The 21,253-nt window shown below is 59.7% G+C and carries 19 protein-coding genes; 10 read left to right on the top strand and 9 right to left on the bottom strand.

Annotated elements, in window-relative coordinates:
* The first annotated feature begins 172 nt into the window (after nucleotides 1-172).
* Both ICA15_RS27040 and ICA15_RS27035 read left to right on the top strand, forming a co-directional pair.
* A complete protein-coding gene (locus ICA15_RS27040; RefSeq protein ID WP_210555174.1) occupies nucleotides 173-2,428 on the top strand; it encodes an Orn/Lys/Arg decarboxylase N-terminal domain-containing protein in 2,256 nt (751 codons plus the stop codon).
* A 14-nt stretch (nucleotides 2,429-2,442) separates the two neighbouring features.
* Complete coding sequence (locus ICA15_RS27035) at nucleotides 2,443-3,057, top strand: GNAT family N-acetyltransferase (RefSeq protein ID WP_150595431.1); 615 nt, start codon at nucleotides 2,443-2,445, stop codon at nucleotides 3,055-3,057.
* On the opposite strand, the gene ICA15_RS27030 is transcribed toward ICA15_RS27035, so the two are convergent.
* Together ICA15_RS27030 and ICA15_RS27025 are read right to left on the bottom strand one after the other, a co-directional pair.
* Nucleotides 3,023-3,916, bottom strand: a complete 894-nt coding sequence (locus ICA15_RS27030) for a LysR family transcriptional regulator (protein WP_150604969.1) — start codon at nucleotides 3,914-3,916, stop codon at nucleotides 3,023-3,025. The genes ICA15_RS27035 and ICA15_RS27030 overlap by 35 nt on opposite strands.
* Before the next feature lie 85 nt (nucleotides 3,917-4,001).
* Nucleotides 4,002-4,238, bottom strand: coding sequence for a hypothetical protein (locus ICA15_RS27025; RefSeq protein ID WP_150618188.1), 237 nt, complete (start codon nucleotides 4,236-4,238; stop codon nucleotides 4,002-4,004).
* Nucleotides 4,239-4,419: 181 nt separating this feature from the next.
* Here ICA15_RS27025 and ICA15_RS27020 point away from each other — a divergent pair, with 181 nt between their 5' ends.
* Nucleotides 4,420-4,977 carry an NADPH-dependent FMN reductase gene (locus ICA15_RS27020; protein WP_150604971.1) on the top strand — a complete coding sequence of 186 codons (558 nt, stop codon included), beginning with the start codon at nucleotides 4,420-4,422 and terminating at the stop codon, nucleotides 4,975-4,977.
* 258 nt (nucleotides 4,978-5,235) lie between these two features.
* Complete coding sequence (locus ICA15_RS27015) at nucleotides 5,236-6,519, top strand: arsenic transporter (protein ID WP_210555175.1); 1,284 nt, start codon at nucleotides 5,236-5,238, stop codon at nucleotides 6,517-6,519.
* Nucleotides 6,520-6,628: 109 nt separating this feature from the next.
* On the opposite strand, the gene ICA15_RS27010 is transcribed toward ICA15_RS27015, so the two are convergent.
* Complete coding sequence (locus ICA15_RS27010) at nucleotides 6,629-7,579, bottom strand: DUF1853 family protein (RefSeq protein ID WP_210555176.1); 951 nt, start codon at nucleotides 7,577-7,579, stop codon at nucleotides 6,629-6,631.
* Between the two features lie 115 nt (nucleotides 7,580-7,694).
* On the opposite strand from ICA15_RS27010, the gene ICA15_RS27005 reads away from it, so the two are divergent.
* Genes ICA15_RS27005 through pepN form a run of 6 tightly spaced genes read left to right on the top strand, consistent with a single transcriptional unit; the run spans nucleotide 7,695 to nucleotide 14,212 of the window.
* Nucleotides 7,695-8,585, top strand: coding sequence for an NAD(+) kinase (locus ICA15_RS27005; RefSeq protein WP_042558815.1), 891 nt, complete (start codon nucleotides 7,695-7,697; stop codon nucleotides 8,583-8,585).
* Entirely contained in the window at nucleotides 8,582-9,556 is a 975-nt protein-coding gene (locus tag ICA15_RS27000) for a metallophosphoesterase (protein ID WP_191626503.1), read from the top strand. The genes ICA15_RS27005 and ICA15_RS27000 overlap by 4 nt, the downstream gene beginning before the upstream one ends.
* Nucleotides 9,553-10,422 carry a rhomboid family intramembrane serine protease gene (locus tag ICA15_RS26995; protein ID WP_150604976.1) on the top strand — a complete coding sequence of 290 codons (870 nt, stop codon included), beginning with the start codon at nucleotides 9,553-9,555 and terminating at the stop codon, nucleotides 10,420-10,422. The genes ICA15_RS27000 and ICA15_RS26995 overlap by 4 nt, the downstream gene beginning before the upstream one ends.
* Nucleotides 10,423-10,456: 34 nt before the next feature.
* Nucleotides 10,457-10,717 (top strand): YeaC family protein, encoded by a 261-nt coding sequence (locus tag ICA15_RS26990; protein WP_210555177.1) that lies wholly within the window; start codon nucleotides 10,457-10,459, stop codon nucleotides 10,715-10,717.
* Nucleotides 10,714-11,544 carry a DUF2797 domain-containing protein gene (locus tag ICA15_RS26985; RefSeq protein WP_210555178.1) on the top strand — a complete coding sequence of 277 codons (831 nt, stop codon included), beginning with the start codon at nucleotides 10,714-10,716 and terminating at the stop codon, nucleotides 11,542-11,544. The genes ICA15_RS26990 and ICA15_RS26985 overlap by 4 nt, the downstream gene beginning before the upstream one ends.
* A gap of 10 nt (nucleotides 11,545-11,554) precedes the next feature.
* Complete coding sequence (gene pepN, locus ICA15_RS26980) at nucleotides 11,555-14,212, top strand: aminopeptidase N (RefSeq protein ID WP_210555179.1); 2,658 nt, start codon at nucleotides 11,555-11,557, stop codon at nucleotides 14,210-14,212.
* Nucleotides 14,213-14,353: 141 nt separating this feature from the next.
* On the opposite strand, the gene katG is transcribed toward pepN, so the two are convergent.
* The 6 genes from katG to ICA15_RS26950 form a co-directional block, all read right to left on the bottom strand.
* Nucleotides 14,354-16,624: a catalase/peroxidase HPI gene (gene katG / locus ICA15_RS26975; protein ID WP_210555180.1), complete on the bottom strand. Its 2,271-nt coding sequence runs from the start codon at nucleotides 16,622-16,624 to the stop codon at nucleotides 14,354-14,356.
* Between the two features lie 271 nt (nucleotides 16,625-16,895).
* Nucleotides 16,896-19,106 carry an LTA synthase family protein gene (locus tag ICA15_RS26970; RefSeq protein WP_210555181.1) on the bottom strand — a complete coding sequence of 737 codons (2,211 nt, stop codon included), beginning with the start codon at nucleotides 19,104-19,106 and terminating at the stop codon, nucleotides 16,896-16,898.
* Nucleotides 19,107-19,360: 254 nt separating this feature from the next.
* Nucleotides 19,361-19,558, bottom strand: a complete 198-nt coding sequence (locus tag ICA15_RS26965; protein WP_150595422.1) for a helix-turn-helix transcriptional regulator — start codon at nucleotides 19,556-19,558, stop codon at nucleotides 19,361-19,363.
* Nucleotides 19,555-19,929 carry a hypothetical protein gene (locus ICA15_RS26960; protein ID WP_210555182.1) on the bottom strand — a complete coding sequence of 125 codons (375 nt, stop codon included), beginning with the start codon at nucleotides 19,927-19,929 and terminating at the stop codon, nucleotides 19,555-19,557. Before ICA15_RS26960 ends, ICA15_RS26965 begins: the two co-directional genes overlap by 4 nt.
* Before the next feature lie 151 nt (nucleotides 19,930-20,080).
* On the bottom strand, nucleotides 20,081-20,560 hold the full coding sequence (locus ICA15_RS26955; RefSeq protein ID WP_210555183.1) for a copper chaperone PCu(A)C: 480 nt from the start codon (nucleotides 20,558-20,560) through the stop codon (nucleotides 20,081-20,083).
* On the bottom strand, nucleotides 20,560-21,165 hold the full coding sequence (locus ICA15_RS26950) for an SCO family protein (RefSeq protein WP_210555184.1): 606 nt from the start codon (nucleotides 21,163-21,165) through the stop codon (nucleotides 20,560-20,562). Before ICA15_RS26950 ends, ICA15_RS26955 begins: the two co-directional genes overlap by 1 nt.
* Between the last annotated feature and the right edge of the window lie 88 nt (nucleotides 21,166-21,253).

Genomic DNA, 21,253 nt, shown 5'->3' with positions numbered 1-21,253 from the left:
CCTGCGGCAGCTCCTACAGGGGATTGCATTCCAATGTAGGAGCTGCCAAAGGCTGCGATCTTTTGCTTTTGGCGCCATGAAGCCAACTGGCCACCCTCGCCACTTTCGCTGCAACCCTCTACCCTGAATGCATTGGCAGATTTGAATCCGCCGCCTCAGGACACTGAGCCCCATGTACAAAGATTTGAAATTTCCGGTGTTGATCGTCCATCGCGACATCAAGGCCGACACGGTCGCCGGCGATCGTATCCGAGGCATTGCCCGGGAGTTGGAGCAGGAAGGTTTCAGTATCGTTTCGGCCACCGACTACGCGGAAGGGCGTCTGGTGGCTTCGACCCATCATGGTCTCGCGTGCATGTTGATTGCCGCCGAGGACGCCAGCACCGACTCGCATCTTTTGCAGAACATGGCCGAACTGATCGGCCTCGCGCGGGTGCGGGCGCCGGATCTGCCGATCTTTGCCCTGGGCGAGCAAGTCACCCTGGAAAATGCCCCGGCCGACGCCATGGCCGAGCTCAATCAACTGCGCGGCATCCTTTATCTGTTCGAAGACACCGTACCGTTCCTGGCCCGGCAAGTCGCGCGGGCGGCGCGCAAGTATCTCGATGGTCTGCTGCCGCCGTTTTTCAAGGCGCTGGTGCAACACACCGCCGACTCCAATTATTCCTGGCACACGCCCGGCCATGGCGGCGGCGTGGCGTATCACAAGAGTCCGGTGGGGCAGGCGTTTCATCAGTTTTTCGGTGAAAACACTCTGCGCTCCGACTTGTCAGTGTCGGTGCCGGAACTCGGTTCTCTGCTTGATCACACCGGTCCGCTCGCCGAGGCAGAAGCCCGCGCAGCTCGCAATTTCGGAGCCGACCACACGTTTTTCGTGATCAATGGCACCTCGACCGCCAACAAAATTGTCTGGCATTCGATGGTCGCTCGCGATGATCTGGTGCTGGTGGATCGCAACTGCCACAAGTCGGTGCTGCACGCGATCATCATGACCGGCGCGATCCCGTTGTACCTGTGCCCGGAGCGTAATGAACTGGGGATCATCGGCCCGATACCGCTTAGCGAGTTCAGCCGCGAATCAATCCAGGCCAAGATCGACGCCAGTCCGCTGACCAAGGGGCGCGCGCCGAAAGTGAAACTGGCGGTGGTCACCAATTCGACCTACGACGGGCTCTGTTACAACGCCGAACTGATCAAACAAAGCCTGGGCAATAGCGTCGAAGTGCTGCATTTCGACGAGGCCTGGTACGCCTATGCGGCGTTTCACGAATTTTTCGCCGGGCGCTATGGGATGGACACTTCGCGCAGCGAAGACAGTCCACTGGTATTTACCACCCATTCCACTCACAAGATGCTGGCGGCGTTCAGTCAGGCTTCGATGATTCATGTGCAGGACGGCGGCGCGCGGCAACTGGATCGTGATCGTTTCAATGAAGCATTCATGATGCACATCTCGACCTCGCCGCAGTACAGCATCATCGCCTCGCTGGACGTGGCCTCGGCGATGATGGAAGGTCCGGCCGGGCGCTCACTGTTGCAGGAAACCTTCGACGAAGCCCTGAGCTTCCGCCGCGCGCTGGCCAATCTGCGTCAGCATATCGCGGCGGATGACTGGTGGTTTTCGATCTGGCAGCCGCCGGGTGTCGAAGGCATCGACCGCGTGCACACCGAGGACTGGCTGCTGAAGCCTGACGCCGACTGGCATGGTTTCGGCGAGGTCAGCGACGATTACGTTTTGCTCGATCCGATCAAGGTCACGCTGGTGATGCCGGGCCTGAACGCCGGTGGCGCGTTGAGCGAGAAGGGCATCCCGGCGGCGGTGGTCAGCAAGTTCCTCTGGGAGCGTGGGCTTGTGGTGGAGAAGACCGGGCTGTATTCGTTCCTGGTGTTGTTCTCCATGGGCATCACCAAAGGCAAATGGAGCACGTTGCTCACCGAGTTGCTGGAGTTCAAGCGCAGTTACGACGCTAACGTCAGTCTGGCGACGTGTCTGCCGTGTGTCGCCCAGGAAGACACCGCGCGCTATCGCGGCATGGGCCTGCGGGATCTGTGTGATCAATTGCACGCCTGTTATCGCAGCAATGCCACCGCCAAACATCTCAAGCGCATGTACACGGTGCTGCCGGAAATCGCCATGAAGCCGGCCCACGCTTACGATCATCTGGTGCGCGGTGAAGTCGAGGCGGTGCCGATCGACGAGCTGGAAGGGCGGATTGCCGCCGTGATGCTGGTGCCGTATCCGCCGGGAATCCCGTTGATCATGCCCGGTGAGCGCTTTACCGAGTCGACGCGCTCGATCATCGATTACCTGAAATTTGCCCGCACGTTTGATAGCAGCTTCCAGGGTTTTGTAGCTGATGTGCATGGACTGCAACATGAAGATGAAGGCAATGGGCGACACTACACCGTCGATTGCGTCAAGGAATGAGGAGCTTTGCGAGCATGCAACCGGTCATGAATCCAAAACACCCAGGGCTGTCGGTGCGGGTTGCCGATGAAGGTTTTGCGCCTTATATCTGGGGCAGCGACTTCAGTTTTGAAGTCGCAGCGTATGGTGCCGCTGTAATCGGCAAACCCGTCGAACAGTGGCGTGTGACGCCCATCGTGCCGTACCGCAAGTGCTACGGCATTGATCCCGAGGAGTTCAGCAGCTTTCACAAAGCTGCCGACAGCGCGATATTCATGGCCTACCTCGATGATGAGCCGGTGGGCCATCTGGTGATCAGCACCAACTGGAACGGCTTTGCCCATATCGATGAACTGGCGGTGCACGCGCCGGCCCGTCGCCATGGCGTGGCCAAGGCTTTGCTGGATGTGGCGCAGTTCTGGAGTCGCAAGAAGAAGCTGCCGGGGATCATGCTGGAAACCCAGAACAACAACCTCGGTGCCTGTCGGCTGTATGAGCGTTGCGGGTATGTGATTGGCGGCGTCGACCAGTTGCGCTATCGCGGTATTGATCCGAACACCGCCGAAGAGGCGCTGTTCTGGTATCGATTGTTCGATAACCCGCTGGAAAATCCGCTCAGCTCGACAACATCGCCTCGGCTTGTTCCGTGATGATCGCCAGTAACGTCTGAATCGTCGATGACGGTGCGACGTGTTTGAAGGTCAGGGCGTAGAGGCTGATCGGCACGGCAGGCGAGAGCGGGCAGACATCCAGCCCGGCCGCGCGCGCACCGAGCGCGGTAAACGGGTCGACGATGGCCAACCCTTCGCCAGCCTCGACCATGCTGCGCATCATCTGGTGGGTTTGTACGCGGGTCTGGATACTCGGCGCCGGACGCACGGCCTGGAGTTTGTGATCCAGCGCCGGGCTCAGCGGGTCCTGACCGTCGAGGCCGACCATCGCCTGGCCTGCCAGATCCTGTAGGGAAATGTACTTTTGTCGGGGTTGCAGCCAGCCGTGCGGCGCGAGCAGTTGCAGCTTGCTGTGGGCCAGTGGCTGGCAATGAATGTCTGGATGTTCGGGATCGTGCAGGCTCAAGCCGAGATCGCTTTCGCGCAGCAGCAGACTGCGGACGATGTCGCGGGTCGGTGCGCTGAGCAGGCTGCACGGCGCGTCTGGCACGCGTCGGCGCAGGGCGGCGAGGCTGTGCGGGAGTAATTGTTGCGCCAGCGGCGGGGTGCCGATGATGCGCAGCGGCGGTGCGAGGTATTGCTTGAGGCTGCTGGCCAGACGTTGCACTGGTTCCAGCGCTTCATAGACGTGGGCGATTTCCACTTGCAACGCCCGCGCCTCGGGCGTCGATTGCAGGCGCCCGCGAACGCTGGCGAACAGCATGAACCCCAACTGACTCTCGGCTTCGCGCAAACGCTCTTCGACTTCGGTCACCGGCAACTGCAGCCATTCGGCGGCGGTGCCCAGGTGACCAGTCTGCAAGAGCGCCTGAATCACTTCGATATGGCGTAAACGCATGCGTGAAGTCCATGTTCAGCAGGTGGGGTCAGAGGCTGAATCCTACCCCAAGTCTGCGCATATGACTTCTGCTCATAACGCACGGTTATGAAGCGACGATTGGCTCAGGTTCGCGGGTCAGGATAATGCCTGACTGAACCAGCTTGAATTCGGCGTCATCAAGTTTCTCGATGCGATCGCCAATCGCCAATTTGTACGTGGTGACGGGCTCCGTGCCGGTGATTCCGTCCGCAGACGGGGTGGATTCCTGGAACTCATGCACGGAATAAACGCGGCCTTCCGCATCTCTTGCATGGAACTGACCGACGAGTACTGCTGCCATCTGCTTAGAACCTCTGGAGATAAATCGCTTGATTTGCGGCTTGGTAGACCGTCATCAAGTGCTGTAAGTTTTCCTACAGGAAAAAAATAATCAGCAGCCGGGAATTTCCCTCCTCTGCTGGTGAAATCGTCATCGGATCATCTATAACTAGTGGCTCCCCCACTGACAGTCGAGAGTTTCCATGAGCAATGTCTACAACGTCGCGGTAGTGGTTGGTAGCCTGCGCAAAGCTTCGATCAATCGCAAGGTCGCTTTGGCACTGGCTGAGCTGGCGCCAGCGAACCTCAAGCTTGAGATTATCGAGATTGGCGACCTGCCACTGTACAACGAAGACATCGACGGTGATTCACCGCCCGCAGCCTACAGCACTTTCCGTGAAAAAGTGGGTTCATCCGACGCGTTGTTGTTTGTGACGCCGGAGTACAACCGTTCCGTGCCGGCTCCGCTGAAGAATGCCATCGATGTCGGCTCGCGGCCTTACGGCAAGAGCGCTTGGAGCGGCAAGCCGGGCGCGGTGATCAGCGTATCGCCGGGGGCTATCGGTGGTTTTGGCGCGAACCAGCACCTGCGCCAGTCGTTTGTGTTTCTTGATGTGCACTGCATGCAGCAACCGGAAGCCTATTTGGGTGGCGCGGGTTCGGCTTTTGACGAGGCGGGCAAGCTGAGTGAAACGGTGAAGCCGTTCCTGCAAAAATTCATTGATGCCTATGGGCAGTTTGTCGAACAACACAAGAAGTAAGCCAGGACCGAGAACCCCTGTGGCGAGGGGATTTATCCCCGATGGGTTGCGAAGCGACCCCCAGCATTCCTCAGTCATACCCTGTTTGCAGGTTTGACGACTGCTTCGCAGCCGATCGGGGATAAATCCCCTCGCCACAGATTATTTTCAACTCTGCCTATTTCTTGACTGCACAACATTGCTCGCCACAGGGATCTTCTTTCCACAAGTCGGTGTATTGTTCGCGCCTCCTTTTTCCCTTTCTGAAGGTTGCTGTAGATGCTCGCTGCGTCACTGATTTTCCTGCTGACTATTACCCTCGTGATCTGGCAACCCAAAGGCCTCGGCGTCGGCTGGAGTGCGACGTTGGGCGCGGTGCTGGCGTTGATCTTTGGGGTGGTGCACCTGAGTGATATCCCGCTGGTGTGGCAAATCATCTGGAACGCCACCGGCACTTTTGTCGCGCTGATCATCATCAGCCTGCTGCTCGATGAGGCCGGTTTTTTCAATTGGGCCGCATTGCACGTGGCGCGCTGGGGGCGGGGCAGTGGGCGCAAGCTGTTTGCCTTCATGGTGCTGCTCGGCGCGCTGGTGTCGGCGCTGTTCGCCAATGATGGGGCGGCGTTGATTCTCACGCCGATTGTCATTTCCATGCTGCTGGCGCTGCGGTTTTCACCGGCAGCAACACTCGCGTTCGTCATGGGCGCAGGGTTTATTGCCGACACCGCAAGCCTGCCGCTGGTGGTGTCGAACCTGGTCAACATCGTCTCCGCTGACTTCTTCAACATCGGCTTCAACCGCTATGCGGCGGTGATGGTGCCGGTGAACTTCGTCAGTGTGGCCGCGACGCTGGGCATGCTGATGTGGTTTTTCCGTCGCGATATTCCGGCAGCTTACGACCCCGAACAGCTCGAGCGTCCAGAAACCGCGATCCACGACAAAGCCACGTTTTACGCCGGTTGGGCGGTGTTGGCGATCTTGCTGATCGGCTGTTTCGCGCTGGAGCCGCTGGGCATTCCGATCAGTGCGATTTCCGCTGTCTGCGCGGCGCTGCTGCTGGCGATCGCCGCCCGTGGTCACAAGATTTCCACACGCAAAGTGGTGAAAGACGCGCCGTGGCAGATCGTGATTTTCTCGCTGGGCATGTATCTGGTGGTCTACGGCCTGCGCAATGCCGGTCTGACCGGGTATCTGGCCGGTTGGCTCGATGTCTTCGCCGGTCATGGCGTGTGGGGCGCGGCGTTCGGAACCGGTGTGCTGACGGCGGTGTTGTCATCGATCATGAACAACATGCCGACGGTACTGATCGGGCTCTTGTCGATTGATGCCAGTCAGGCGAGCGGAGTGGTCAAGGAGGCGATGATCTACGCCAACGTGATCGGCAGTGACCTGGGGCCGAAGATCACGCCGATTGGCAGTCTGGCCACTTTGCTGTGGCTGCATGTGCTGGAGCGCAAGGGGATCCGGATTGGCTGGGGGTATTACTTCCGGGTGGGGATTGTGCTGACGGTACCGGTGTTGTTGGTGACGTTGGCGGCGTTGGCTTTGCGCTTATCCCTCTGACCGGGTTGACCCAATCGCTGGCAAGCCAGCTCCCACAGGTTCTGTGTGCACCACGAAACCTGTGGGAGCTGGCTTGCCAGCGATTGGGCCAGTATGAACACCACAAATCTCAGGATTGGCCCGGGACATTCGGCCAAAGGTCGGACACCAGAAACAGCCGCTCCGCCTCTTCCCATTCCCCTCGCGCATTCTCGGTCAGGCGCACCATCAGTTGCGCTGGCGCCAAGGGTTCCAGCGCCTCGAGCCACATCTGCAAATGCTCCCGGCTCCAGGTCTGATCCGCCGGGTAATGCGCCGGTGCCAGCCAGGCATGGCGGGGCAGGGGTTGCCAACGTCCCGGCGGACGCTGCGCCAGGAATGCCGGCCAGTCTTTCTGATGCAACCAGCTGCCACGCAAATGCTGCGGATGCGCGCCATTCGGTGATTGCGACTTGCCGGGCCACGGGTAAAGCAGATAGCCGCCCAGCCACAGTTGTGCACTGAACGCCTCGATATCCAGAGCAGCAAGGGTTTCGCGGCTTTCCGGGCGCGCCGAAATCGGCAGTTGATGTTCAGCCAGATGCGCCAGTTTACGATCCAGTCGATCATGGCAACCCGGCCCCAGCCATTGCGCCGGATCGTGGCCGTCGCCATTTTGCGGGCCGAGGTAGAGTTTGATCGCCAGTTCCAGGTGATGCACGCCGTCGCGGTCACGCAGCAGCATGTCCAACTCGCCAAGGGTATGGCCCTCGCGGCGTATCGGCAGATTGGCCGCGATCAATTCAATGCCCGGCGCATGCTGCACGGCAAACTGCCACAGCCGCTCGTAATACAAACCCAGGCGCCGCGTGCGTGCCTGGGACAACCAGTGCAGCAAGCCGTAGCTGTCGCGATCGAGCTGACGCAGCCACTGCTCCAGTCGCTCGGGATCGCTGACCCAATCGCTGCCCGCCAGCGGATGGCGCTGCGGCCACGGTGTGGTCGCGAGCATCGGCGGGGCGAGGATCACCCACGCCAGGTCGCGCACTTCCGGATGGCGTAATTGGTGGGGTAGCTGCAGCAAGTCGGGAAATAGGATCATCTTGCGAGCATAGCCTTAAACACGCGCCCACCCCTGAGGCTGAAAGGATTTTGTCTAACGGCGGCTTTCGCCCATAATCGGGTTTTTCGCGTTTTCGATTGTCCGCAGAGGTCCCATGGAGCAATTTCGTAATATCGGCATCATCGGTCGCCTGGGCAGTTCCCAGGTGCTGGATACCGTCCGCCGACTGAAACGGTTTCTGCTCGATCGTCACCTGCATGTGATCCTCGAAGACACCATCGCCGAAGTCCTGCCGGGGCATGGCCTGCAAACGTCGTCGCGCAAGATGCTCGGTGAAGTCTGCGACATGGTCATCGTTGTCGGCGGCGACGGTAGCCTGCTCGGCGCTGCCCGCGCGCTGGCCAAACACAATACGCCGGTGCTGGGGATCAACCGTGGCAGCCTCGGGTTTCTCACCGACATTCGCCCGGATGAGCTGGAAGTCGAAGTCGCCAAAGTGCTCGATGGCCATTACCTGGTGGAAAACCGTTTTCTGCTGCAAGCCGAAGTTCGCCGCCACGGCGAGGCCATCGGGCAGGGCGACGCGCTCAACGATGTGGTGCTGCACCCCGGCAAATCGACGCGAATGATCGAGTTCGAGCTGTACATCGATGGCCAGTTCGTTTGCAGCCAAAAGGCCGACGGCCTGATCGTTGCCACGCCGACCGGCTCCACTGCATATGCGCTGTCTGCCGGTGGCCCGATCATGCATCCCAAGCTCGACGCCATTGTGATCGTGCCGATGTACCCCCATATGTTGTCCAGCAGGCCAATTGTGGTCGATGGCAACAGTGAGCTGAAAATCGTCGTGTCCAAAGATATGCAGATCTACCCGCAAGTCTCCTGCGACGGGCAGAACCACTTTACCTGCGCGCCGGGCGACACCATCACCGTCAGCAAAAAAGCGCAAAAGCTGCGGCTGATTCACCCGCTCGACCACAACTACTACGAAGTCTGCCGGACCAAGCTCGGCTGGGGCAGCAAGTTGGGTGGTGGAGGCGACTGATGCTCGATCCCGCGCGCAGTTATGACTTGATTGGTGACGTGCACGGATGCGCGCAGACCCTCGAACACTTGCTTGATCGCCTCGGCTATCACAAACAGGGCGGGGTCTGGCGGCATCCATCGCGCATGGCCGTGTTCGTCGGTGACATCATCGACCGTGGCCCGCGGATTCGCGAGGCGCTGCACATCGTCCACGACATGGTCGAGGCCGGTCAGGCCTTGTGCATCATGGGCAACCACGAATTCAACGCTCTGGGCTGGAGCACCCCGGCGCCACCGGGCAGCGGCAAGCAGTTTGTGCGCGAGCACACGCCGCGCCATGCGCGCCTGCTGCATGAAACACTGACGCAATTCGAAGGCCATCCGGGCGACTGGCATGACTTCCAGCAGTGGTTCTATCAACTGCCGCTGTTCGTCGATGCCGGGCGTTTTCGCGTGGTGCACGCCTGTTGGGATGCCGGCCTGATCGAGCCGTTGCGCGCGTTGTTCCCAGACGGCTGCATTGATGAACACTTCCTCCAGGCTTCGGCAGTGCCGGGCAGTTTCGCCTGTACCGTGTTCGACCGCTTGCTGCGTGGCACCGACATGCGCCTGCCCGATGGCCAGACCATGACCAGTGGCGACGGTCTGGTGCGTTCGTTCTTCCGTACCAAATTCTGGGAAGACGATCCGAAAACCTACGGCGACATTGTCTTCCAGCCCGATGCACTGCCGGAACCGGTGGCGCAAACCCCGCTGACTTCAAGCGAAAAGAATTCCCTGCTGCGCTACGGCGTCGATGAGCCGTTGCTGTTCGTCGGCCACTATTGGCGCAGCGGCAAACCGGCGCCGATCCGCCCGAACCTCGCGTGTCTGGATTACAGCGCGGTGCTCTACGGCAAACTCGTCGCCTATCGTCTGGATCAGGAAACACGTCTGGATCCGCATAAATTTGTCTGGGTCGATGTCGAGCGGCCGGAGGTCCTGCAATGAGTTCGGTAGCGGTATTGCGTCTGCCCCTGGCGGTGGATCTGAGCGGTTTCGTCACGCTGTTGCAACGCATGCAAGTGCCCCATCGAGTCAGTGAAGAGGCGGGCGAGCAGGTGCTGTGGGCGCCTGCGGAGATCAGCGACGACGTGCGTTCGCTGTACGAGCGTTTTCCCGCTGGCGACCCGGATCAACAACTGGATATCCCGGTTACGCAGACTTTCAAACGCCCCGGTTTTGCCGAGCAACTGAAGCATGCCAAAGCCACCGGGTTCATCCTGCTGCTGAGCCTGATAGTCGGCGGCCTGACCTTCCTCGGCGAAAATCTGGAAACCCTTCGCTGGCTGACCTTTCTCGATTTTCGCGTAATCGGCGAGTACATCCATTTCACGCCATTGGCCGATAGCCTCGCGGCGGGGCAGTGGTGGCGTCTGGTCACGCCGATGCTGATTCACTTTGGCATCCTGCACCTGGCCATGAATGGCATGTGGTACTGGGAGCTGGGGCGGCGTATCGAATCGCGTCAGGGCAGCATCAACCTGATCGGCCTGACCTTATTGTTCAGCCTCGTTTCCAACTACGCGCAATTTGTCTGGAGCGGCCCGACCTTGTTCGGCGGTCTGTCCGGCGTGCTTTACGGCTTGCTCGGGCATTGCTGGATCTTCCAGTTGCTGGCGCCGAACCCGGCTTATCGGCTGCCGCGCGGTGTGTTGGTGATGATGCTGGTGTGGCTGGTGGTGTGCATGTCCGGGCTGATCTCGATGATCGGTTTCGGCGAAATCGCCAACGCCGCGCATGTCAGCGGGTTACTCATCGGATGCTTCACCGGTTTGTTGGGTGGTTTGTATAACCGCCGTAAACTGGCCATCTAATTTTAGTTTGTAGATAAAGAGCACGGAGACCCAGATGTCCTCTTTTAACGACATGATCAAGAACATCACCCCGGACATCTACGAGAGCCTGAAACTGGCCGTGGAAATCGGCAAGTGGGCCGACGGTGGCAAGCTCACCGCCGAACAGCGCGAGTTGTCGTTGCAGGCGATGATCGCCTGGGAAATGCAGAACCTGCCTGAAGACCAGCGCACCGGTTACATGGGCCCGCAAGAATGTGCGTCGAAGTCGATCGAAGTGCCGAACATCCTGTTCAAGTCGGATGCCATCCATTGATCGAGATTGGCCGCGGTGCAATCAGCAAAATGTCGGCACGCCTTGACGGGCCGAACGTGCAATACGCGTTTCGTCTGGATGATGTCGAGGTGCCGGTCAACCCGTTGATCGGCACGACGGTGCGTCTGGAATACCTGGGGGCGATCCACTGCACCCATTGCGGGCGCAAGACCAAAACCAGTTTCAGTCAGGGGTATTGCTACCCGTGCATGACCAAACTGGCGCAGTGCGACTTGTGCATCATGAGTCCGGAGCGTTGCCACTTTGATGCGGGCACCTGCCGGGATCCGGTGTGGGGCCAGCAGTTTTGCATGACCGACCACGTGGTCTATCTGGCCAATTCGTCGGGGATCAAGGTTGGCATCACCCGTGCAACCCAATTGCCGACGCGCTGGATCGATCAGGGCGCCAGCCAGGCGTTGCCGATCATGCGCGTGTCTACGCGCCAGCAGTCAGGCTTCGTTGAAGACCTGTTTCGCAGTCAGGTGGCGGACAAAACCAACTGGCGCGCACTGCTCAAGGGCGACGCGGTGTCCGTGGATCTGGCGCAGGTGCGTGATCAGTTGTTTGAAAGCTGCGCCGAAGGTTTGCAAGCCTTGCAGGAGCGATTCGGCCTACAAGCCATTCAGACGATTGCCGATGTAGAACCTCTCGAAATCCGCTATCCGGTCGAGCAATACCCGGCCAAAATCGTCAGCTTCAACCTGGACAAGAACCCGATTGCCGAAGGCACGCTGCTGGGGATCAAGGGCCAGTACCTGATCTTCGACACCGGCGTGATCAATATTCGCAAGTACACGGCTTATCAACTCGCCGTGCATCAATAAGGATTCCAGCATGCGCACCGAACAACCGAAGATGATTTACCTCAAGGACTATCAGGCGCCCGAGTACCTGATCGACGAAACGCACCTGACCTTCGAGTTGTTCGAGGACCACAGCCTGGTCCATGCGCAACTGGTGATGCGCCGCAACCCGGCGCGTGGCGCGGGTCTGCCGCCGCTGGTGCTTGATGGCCAGCAACTGGAACTGCTGTCGGTGACGCTGTCTGATCAGGAACTGAGTGCCGATGCTTATCAACTCAGCGAAAACAACCTGACCCTGCAACCGACCAGCGAAACCTTCACGGTCGACACCAGCGTCAAGATCCACCCGGAAACCAACACGGCGCTCGAAGGCCTGTACAAGTCCGGCACGATGTTCTGTACCCAATGCGAGGCCGAAGGCTTCCGCAAAATCACCTATTACCTCGACCGCCCGGACGTGATGAGCAAGTTCACCACCACCGTGGTGGCCGAACAGCACAGCTATCCGGTGCTGCTGTCCAACGGCAACCCGATTGCCTCGGGTCCGGGCGAAGACGGCCGGCACTGGGCAACGTGGGAAGATCCGTTCATGAAACCGGCGTACCTGTTCGCGCTGGTAGCCGGTGATTTGTGGTGCGTTGAAGACACCTTCACCACCATGACCGAGCGCGAAGTCGCGCTGCGCATTTATGTCGAGCCGGAAAACATCGACAAGTGCCAGCACGCCATGAACAGCCTGAAGAAGTCGATGCGCTGGGACGAAGAGGTCTACGGTCGCGAGTACGATCTGGACATCTTCATGATCGTCGCCGTCAACGACTTCAACATGGGCGCCATGGAGAACAAGGGCCTCAACATCTTCAACTCCAGCGCCGTGCTGGCCCGCGCCGAAACCGCCACCGACGCCGCACACCAGCGGGTCGAAGCTATCGTCGCCCATGAATACTTTCACAACTGGTCGGGCAACCGCGTGACCTGCCGCGACTGGTTCCAGCTGTCGCTCAAGGAAGGCTTCACCGTATTCCGCGATTCCGGCTTCTCCGCCGACATGAACTCGGCCACGGTCAAGCGCATTCAGGATGTCGCCTACCTGCGCACCCACCAGTTTGCTGAAGACGCCGGCCCAATGGCCCACGCCGTGCGCCCGGACAGCTTCATCGAGATTTCCAACTTCTACACCCTGACCGTGTACGAAAAGGGTTCGGAAGTGGTCGGCATGATCCACACCCTGTTGGGCGCCGAGGGCTTCCGCAAGGGCAGCGATCTGTACTTCGACCGCCACGATGGCCAAGCCGTGACCTGCGATGACTTCATCAAGGCCATGGAAGACGCCAACGGTGTCGACCTGACCCAGTTCAAACGCTGGTACAGCCAGGCCGGCACGCCGCGTCTGGCAGTGAGCGAGTCTTACGATGCTGCAGCGAAAACCTACAGCCTGACTTTCCGCCAAAGCTGCCCGGAAACCCCGGACAAAGTGGAAAAACTGCCGTTCGTGATCCCCGTTGAATTGGGCCTGCTCGACAGCAAAGGCAACGAGATTGCCCTGCGTCTGGCCGGTGAAGCGTCGGCCCAAGGCACCACCCGCGTGATCTCGGTGACCGAGGCTGAGCAGACGTTTACCTTCGTCGATATCGCTGAACAGCCGCTGCCATCCTTGCTGCGTGGTTTCTCGGCGCCGGTGAAACTGAGCTTCCCGTACAACCGTGATCAACTGATGTTCCTGATGCAGCACGACAGCGACGGTTTCAACCGCTGGGATGCCGGTCAGCAACTGTCGGTACAGGTGCTGCAAGAACTGATCGGCCAGCAGCAGAAGGGCGAAAGCCTGAAGCTCGACCCGCGTCTGGTGTCGGCACTGCGCACCGTGCTGTCCGATGAATCGCTGGATCAGGCGATGGTTGCCGAGATGCTCTCGCTGCCGGGTGAGGCGTACCTGACTGAAATCAGCGAAGTCGCAGACGTTGATGCCATCCATATCGCCCGTGAATTTGCCCGCAAGCAACTGGCTGAAGGTTTGTTCGAGGCGCTGTGGCTGCGTTATCAGGCCAACCGCGACCTGTCGAAGAAAACCCCGTACGTGGCCGAGGCCGAGCACTTTGCCCGTCGTGCACTGCAGAACATCGCGCTGTCGTACTTGATGCTCAGCGGCAAGCCGGAAGTGCTGGCGGCGGCGCTGGAGCAATTCGAAACGGCCGACAACATGACCGAGCGCCTGACCGCGCTGGCCGTATTGGTCAACTCGCCGTTCGATGAGCAGAAAGACTTGGCGCTGGCGAGTTTCGCCGAGCATTTCAAGGACAATCCGCTGGTCATGGATCAGTGGTTCAGCGTGCAGGCCGGCAGCACGTTGCCGGGCGGTCTTGCGCGGGTAAAAGCGCTGATGCAGCACCCTGCGTTCAACATCAAGAACCCGAACAAGGTGCGTGCGCTGGTGGGGGCTTTTGCCGGGCAGAACCTGATCAACTTCCACGCGGCGGACGGCTCCGGTTATCGCTTCCTCGCGGATCTGGTGATCGAGCTGAACGGCTTCAACCCACAAATCGCCTCGCGCCAACTGGCACCGCTGACGCGCTGGCGCAAATACGACACTGCGCGGCAGGCATTGATGAAAGGGGAGCTGGAGCGGATTCTGGCTTCCGGGTCGCTGTCGAGTGATGTGTATGAAGTGGTGAGCAAGAGCTTGGCGTAACGCTCGCCTAATCAATATCTTCGGCAAACACAAAACCCTGTAGGAGCTGCGGCACGCTGCGATCTTTTGATCTGATCTTTAAATCAACATCAAAAGATCGCAGCGTGCCGCAGCTCCTACAGGGGTTTTGCGTTTTGTCAGTTACTTCACATCGAACCGATCCAGATTCATCACCTTCGTCCACGCTGCGACGAAGTCTTTGACGAACTGCTCCTTCGCATCCGCACTCGCATACACCTCCGCGACCGCCCGCAATATCGCGTTGGAACCAAACACCAGATCAACCCGCGTTGCCGTCCATTTCACGCTGCCGGTTTTACGGTCGCGGCCTTCAAACTCTTCCGCGTCCGGTGAGGTCGGCTTCCACTCCACGCCCATGTCCAGCAGGTTGGTGAAGAAGTCGTTGGTCAGCGCTTCGGTCTGGCTGGTGAACACGCCATGGCGGGTTTGCCCGACGTTAGTGTTCAGCACCCGCAGCCCACCGAGCAAAACGGTCATTTCCGGCGCGGTCAGGGTGAGCAATTGCGCCTTGTCTATCAGCAGTGCCTCGGCCGCTACGGTGTATTTGCCCTTGCTGTAATTACGGAAGCCATCGGCAATCGGCTCGAGAAAACCGAACGACTCGACGTCGGTTTGCTCCTGAGTCGCATCCGCACGCCCCGGGGTAAATGGCACGGTGACCGAGTGGCCGGCATTTTTCGCCGCCTGCTCGACCCCGGCATTGCCCGCCAACACGATCAGGTCGGCCAGCGAGACTTTCTTGCCGGTTGCGCCGCCATTGAACTCGCCCTGAATGCCTTCGAGGGCTTGCAGAACCTTGGCCAGTTGCTCAGGTTGATTGGCCTGCCAGAACTTCTGCGGTGCCAGACGCAGGCGACCACCGTTGGCGCCACCGCGTTTGTCCGAGCCACGGAACGTCGACGCCGCCGCCCATGCGGTCGACACCAGTTGCGAGACGGAAAGCCCCGATGCCAGCACTTTGCTTTTCAGCGTGGCCACATCGTTATCGTCGATTAGCGGATGAGTGACCTCGGGAATCGGGTCTTGCCACAGCAACTCTTCATTCGGCAGTTCCGGGCCGAGGTAGCGTGACAGCGGGCCCATGTCGCGGTGGATCAACTTGTACCAGGCGCGGGCAAACGCATCGGCCAACTGATCGGGATTGGCCAGGAAGCGCCGGGAGATCTGCTCGTAAGCCGGATCGAAGCGCAGTGCCAGGTCAGACGTCAGCATGGTCGGGTCGATACGCTTGTTCGGGTCATGGGCATGGGGAATGGTGCCGGCGCCCGCACCGTTCTTCGGTTTCCACTGGTGCGCGCCGGCCGGGCTTTTGCTCAGTTCCCACTCAAAGCCGAACAGGTTTTCCAGGTAGTTGTTGCTCCATTGGGTCGGCGTGGTGGTCCAGGTCACTTCGAGGCCGCTGGTGATGGTGTCAGCGCCCTTGCCGGTGCCGAAGCTGTTCCTCCAGCCCAGCCCTTGTTCTTCCAGCCCGGCGGCTTCCGGTTCAGCACCGACGTTATCGGCAGGGCCGGCGCCGTGGGTTTTACCGAAGGCGTGGCCGCCGGCGATCAGCGCCACGGTCTCTTCATCGTTCATGGCCATGCGGCCGAAGGTTTCGCGAATGTCGCGGGCCGACGCTACCGGGTCTGGATTGCCCTCGGGGCCTTCCGGGTTCACATAAATAAGACCCATCTGCACGGCGGCGAGCGGGTTTTCCAGATTGCGTTCGCCCTGATCGGTGCGGCTTTCTTCTTTGCCGTGCAAATCCGGCTCGGCGACCAGCGTACCGTCACCAGGCTCCTGCATCGGTTCCTTGCTTTTGCCGTAACGGCTGTCGCCGCCCAGCCATTCATTTTCCGAGCCCCAGTACACGTCTTCATCCGGTTCCCAGACGTCCGCGCGACCACCGGAGAAACCGAAGGTCTTGAAGCCCATGGATTCCAGCGCGACGTTACCGGTGAGGACAATCAAGTCAGCCCAGGAAATATTGCGACCATATTTCTGTTTGATCGGCCACAACAGGCGCCGGGCCTTGTCGAGGCTGACGTTGTCCGGCCAGCTATTGAGCGGGGCAAAACGTTGCTGGCCGGAGCCGGCGCCACCGCGGCCATCCGCGGTGCGATAGGTGCCGGCGCTGTGCCAGGCCATGCGCACGAAGAGCGGGCCATAGTGGCCAAAGTCTGCCGGCCACCAGTCCTGTGAGTCGGTCATCAGTGCGCGCAGGTCTTGTTTCAGTGCCTGGAAGTCCAGGCTTTTGAAGGCGTTGGCGTAGTCGAAGTCCTTGCCCAGCGGATCGGACTTGGGCGAGTGCTGGCTCAGGATCTTCAGGTTGAGTTGATTCGGCCACCAGTCACGGTTCGTCGTACCACCACCGGCGGCGTGGTTGAACGGGCATTTCGATTCGTTTGCCATGTTCGGGTCCTTATCAGGTCTGCGACGGCCGGCTCGTGCCGACTTCGGACTTGTAAGGCTAGACCCGAGTTGGCGAGTCAGCTAATAGCCCGACTGATGGGCGCTGATAGGCAGAACCTTTTACCGCAGATGTTGCTGCAAAACCCTCACTCTGCATCGCGCATAACCCCCTGTAGGAGCTGCCGAAGGCTGCGATCTTTTGACGTTGGCCTTTAAAAAAGCAAGATCAAAAGATCGCAGCCTGCGGCAGCCCTTACACGGGATTGTGCAGTCAACTCGACTGCGCGGCCTCGTCCTCAAGCACGTCGTCGAGAATGTCCTCTTGCCCCGGCACTTCAGTGATCACACTGAAATCCGTTACCTCCACCGCACCCAGCCCATACCCCAGCAAATGGAACGAGAACGCCTTGCGCTGTTGCGGGTTATCAAAGCTGAAATCCATCTCCAGCGGTTGATCCGCCGTGGCGACCATTTCTGCCGGCAATCCCAGTTGCACGTCCTGCTCGAACTCCTTGGCCTTGAGCTGAATGTACGCAGCCTGTTGCGGATCGACAGAGCGTACGGTCAGGCGCACGCGGGTGTGCGAGCCCTTGGGCATTTCCAGGTATTGCGCGCCGATCAGGTTGTCGGCCCAGTCGTCCTTGATCTGCGCTTGCAGGGGGATGACGTTGGTGCTGCCGAACTGATAGCGATGGTTGAGCGGGGTGCGCAGCAGCGACAGGTCGAGCGCCGTGGCGCGGGCGGCGATTTGCCGGGCGCGCTGGCCGCTGTAGCTGCCCTTGAAGGTGGCGCTCTCGGCGATGAAACCGGCGCTTTCGTAGTAGCGGCAGCGGCGCGGCATGTCACATTCGGAGAAGATGCCCTGGCCGTTGTGATAGCGCAGTTTGCCGTTGGTGAACGACATGATTTCGCGACCGGAATCGTAGTCGCGAAACAGCGAGCGACCGCTTAGCGCGGTCGGCACCGGCAGGTCGAAGTAGTCAAGGATCGACGTGCTCAGATCAACATGGCCATAGACCCCGGCATTCAGTCGCGGCAGTTGTGCCTGCTCCGGCGCCAGCGTCAGGTTGAAGCCCCACGACGAGGCCAGACGTACACCGTCGATGCCGTGGGATTCATCCGAAGTGATCACCACCAGCGTGTCTTTGAGCACACCTTGTTGTTCAAGACCTTTGAGGAATTCATCCAGCGCATCGTCGAGGTATCCGACGGCGGCTTGCTTGGGTGTCTCGTAGCGCTCCAGATATTCGTCCGGCGCGGAGTAGGGTTGATGCGTGCCCACCGTCAACAACGTCAGCATCCACGGCTGTTTCTGCTGGTTCAGTTGGCCGACATAATCCAGCGCACCCTCGAAGAACGCCTTGTCATCCTTGCCCCACGGAAACTCCAGATAGTTGGCATTGGTGAACCATTCCAGGCCATGCGTCGCATCGAAACCGATGTGCGGCATGATCTTGTCTTTGGCCATGAAGCGCAGGCCGGCGCCTTGCAGATAGTGGGTGCTGAAGCCATGTTCGCGCAGCTGCGCCGGCAGGCACGCCTGATTGCGCTCGGTGAGGGTGAGCATTTCCACGCCTTTGGGCGTGCCGTTATTGAGTTTGTCGTAATCGCCACAGAGCATCGCGTACAGACCGCGAATGGTCTGGTGCGTGTGCAGAACGTAATCCGGAGTGTTCATGCCGCGCTCGGCCCAACGGCTGAGGTTGGGCATCAGGTCTTCCTGATAATGGCTGCCGATGGCTTCGCGATTGGCGCGGACGTAAGCGCCGGGAATGCCTTCCAGAGCAATGACCAACACGTTGCGCGCCTGCCCCGGCGCGGCCAGCAGTTTTTGACCATTGAGGTCGACGTCGGTGAGCCCGGCCATGGCCGGCGCGACTTCCTCGACATCGCCGTCCAGCCATTCCTCGGCGTGTATCTGCAGGTCAGCCACTTCGGTGGCGAGCAATTGATGCGGCAGGTTGTACGCGCGCCACGGATCGTCTTCGCTCGGCCACAGGTTCTGCGCGCCCCAGTGCGCGGCAAATAGCACCAAAGGCGCGCTCCAGACCCCGCGGGGCAGGGGTGGGCGGACAATGCCGCGACCGGTGAACTGCGTCAGCAGCCAGAATGCCAAGGCCAGCAGCAACGTGATGCCCAGCGCCGGGTGCGCCAAACCACCACCAGTTGAGTTTTCGACAAATTGCGGATCAATCAGGTAATGCAGATCGGAAGGACTCGGCAAACGGCCAACGGCGCTGACCAACTCAGCCGTTGCCACCGCCAACAGCGCCCAGAACACCAGCACCGGCAGCGCCAGCCACCACGCTCGGCGATGCAGCAGAACCACCAGCAGACTGCCAATGGCCAGATCCGACAAATAGCCCAGCGGTGTCGACCAGCCCAGCGCCGCGCGCAGACACACCGGCACAATCAGTACCAGCAGAATCAGAGAGAACAGGCGGGCATGCGGCTGCCGCAACCAGCGAAAAAGAGCGCTCACAAAAAAAGACCTTCCAGTCATTAAATCGTCAAAAAAGTGTGGGCGATGATACCAAGGGTCAGCGGTCTGATCGTCTTTTAAAACTTGAAGGTGATCCGATGTCGGGCGGACTTGTCAGCGTGGGCACTGGGCTAGGGGCCAGTCAGGGGTGGGTGTTTGACAATTAACCGGGATACGGCAGGCGAATCGGTGCAGGCGTTTTTTTGTTTCAGGCTGTTTAACCGAAACTGGAATCCGCCTGCACCGACTTTTGCTCAGTTCAAGCCATCATCAAAAATGCTTTCAATCGACAGCTCAAACGCTCGGGCAATCTGAAACGCCAGCGGCAGGCTTGGATCGTAGCGTTCGTTTTCGATGGCATTGATGGTCTGGCGCGACACGTTCAGGCGTTCAGCCAGATCGACCTGTGACCATTTGCGCTCGGCGCGCAGTGCCTTGAGGCGGTTTTTCATTGGTAGCGGCGTCGGGCGATTTGCAGGCCGAGGATCCACATCGCGCCCATCACTGGCCACACGCAAGTCCATGGAATGTGCGGCGCGCCGACGTTTTCCAGAAAACCGTAGCTGAAGGTCAGCAGCGCTGAAGCGGCAAACGCGAAGCCCAGCGCTTCGAACTGGATGCGCAGATGCATTTCATCCATGCGGCGCATGTTGCGCACGATGGCCCAGCACATCAAACCTGCCGGCAGGATCGGCGTCAACGCGACAGCTGAGCGCAGAATAATGTTGGCATCCATCAGGTATTGCGAGGCAACCAGTGAGGCGACCAACGCCACCGTGTAAAGGATGAGTGCTGCGCCCATTTCCAGGTAATACCGGTTCATGCTTACTTCCTATGTAAAAGACCCTTTACATAGTCGCGAAAGATTTTCCTCATGTAAAGCCTGCTTTCCACAAAAGCCGATTTCCCAAACCCAAAAAGGGGCGGCCTGATCAACGATCAGGCCGCCCCTTTTTTGTTACCGCTCCGTCAGATCAATGCATTTTGCTGTGATCGTGACCTTCCATGCTGGTCAGCGAACGCACGCTGGCCTTCACTTCAACGGTTTCTTTTTCGCCCTTGGCGTTTTCCACGGTCAGGGTCAGCGGCACGGATTCGCCTTCTTTCAACTGACCGGTCAGGCCCATCAGCATGACGTGGTAACCGTTTGGATCAAGCTTGACGGCTTTACCTGCCGGCAGGTCGACCGATTTGACCGGGCCCATGCTCATGACGTCGTTCTTCATGCTCATTTCGTGGATTTGCACGTCTTTGGCCACTGGCGTCGCAACGCTGAGCAGCTTGCTGTCGCTGTCGGCGGTGACGATCATGAATGCGCCGCTGGCGGATTGGGTCGGCACGGTTGCACGTACCCATGCATCGTCAACCTTGGTCTGTGCAGAGACCTGGAAGGCCAGGCCCAGCAGGGACAGACCGAGTACCGCGCGTTTGATGTTGTTCAGAAACGGTTGCATCAGCAAACCTCCATAACGGTAAGCAAATCTTCCGTGCATTCTTCTGCCGAAAGCGAGGTGGACAGACCCAGGCGCAGTTCGCCGCGCGAGTCGAAGACGTAACTGGTGGAAGTGTGCGAGATGGTGTAGGTGTCGCCGGCCGGCACCTTCTCGAAGAACACGTCGAATTCCTTGGCCGTGGCCTTGGTTTCCTCAAGCGTACCGTACAGCGCGACGAAGGTCGGGTCGAAGGCTTTGACGTAGGCGTCGAGGATTTGCGGCGTGTCGCGCTCAGGGTCGAGGGTGATGAAAATCACCTGCAAGCGATCGCCGTCCTTGCCCATCAGTTTCTTGATTTTTGCCGCGCGGGCCAGGGTGGTCGGGCAGACCGCCGGGCACTGGGTGAAGCCGAAGAACACCATCGGCATCAGGCCGCGGAAGCTCGACAGGGTCATGGTGTCGCCGTCGGTGTCCTTCAGTTTGAAGGTGCGGCCCATGATCTTGTTACTCAGATCCTTGCCGTACTTGTACGACAGTTGGCCGCGGGTGTCGCAGCCGGCGAGCAGGCCGAGCCCGAGTACGCCCATTCCCGCAAGTACCTTGCGGCGAGTCAACAAAGCCGTCATCTAATACCGCCTTTTGCAGCCCGTCAGTCGGCAGGACTGGCGAGGGGTTAACCGTAAAAGCGGCGCATGATACCAAACTGAACCGGCC

It is taken from the genome of Pseudomonas sp. P116 (assembly GCF_020149425.1).
Classification (GTDB): Bacteria; Pseudomonadota; Gammaproteobacteria; order Pseudomonadales; family Pseudomonadaceae; genus Aquipseudomonas; species Aquipseudomonas anatoliensis.
Note: the sequence above shows the minus strand (reverse complement) of the source record. Positions and strands in the feature narration are given on the sequence as shown.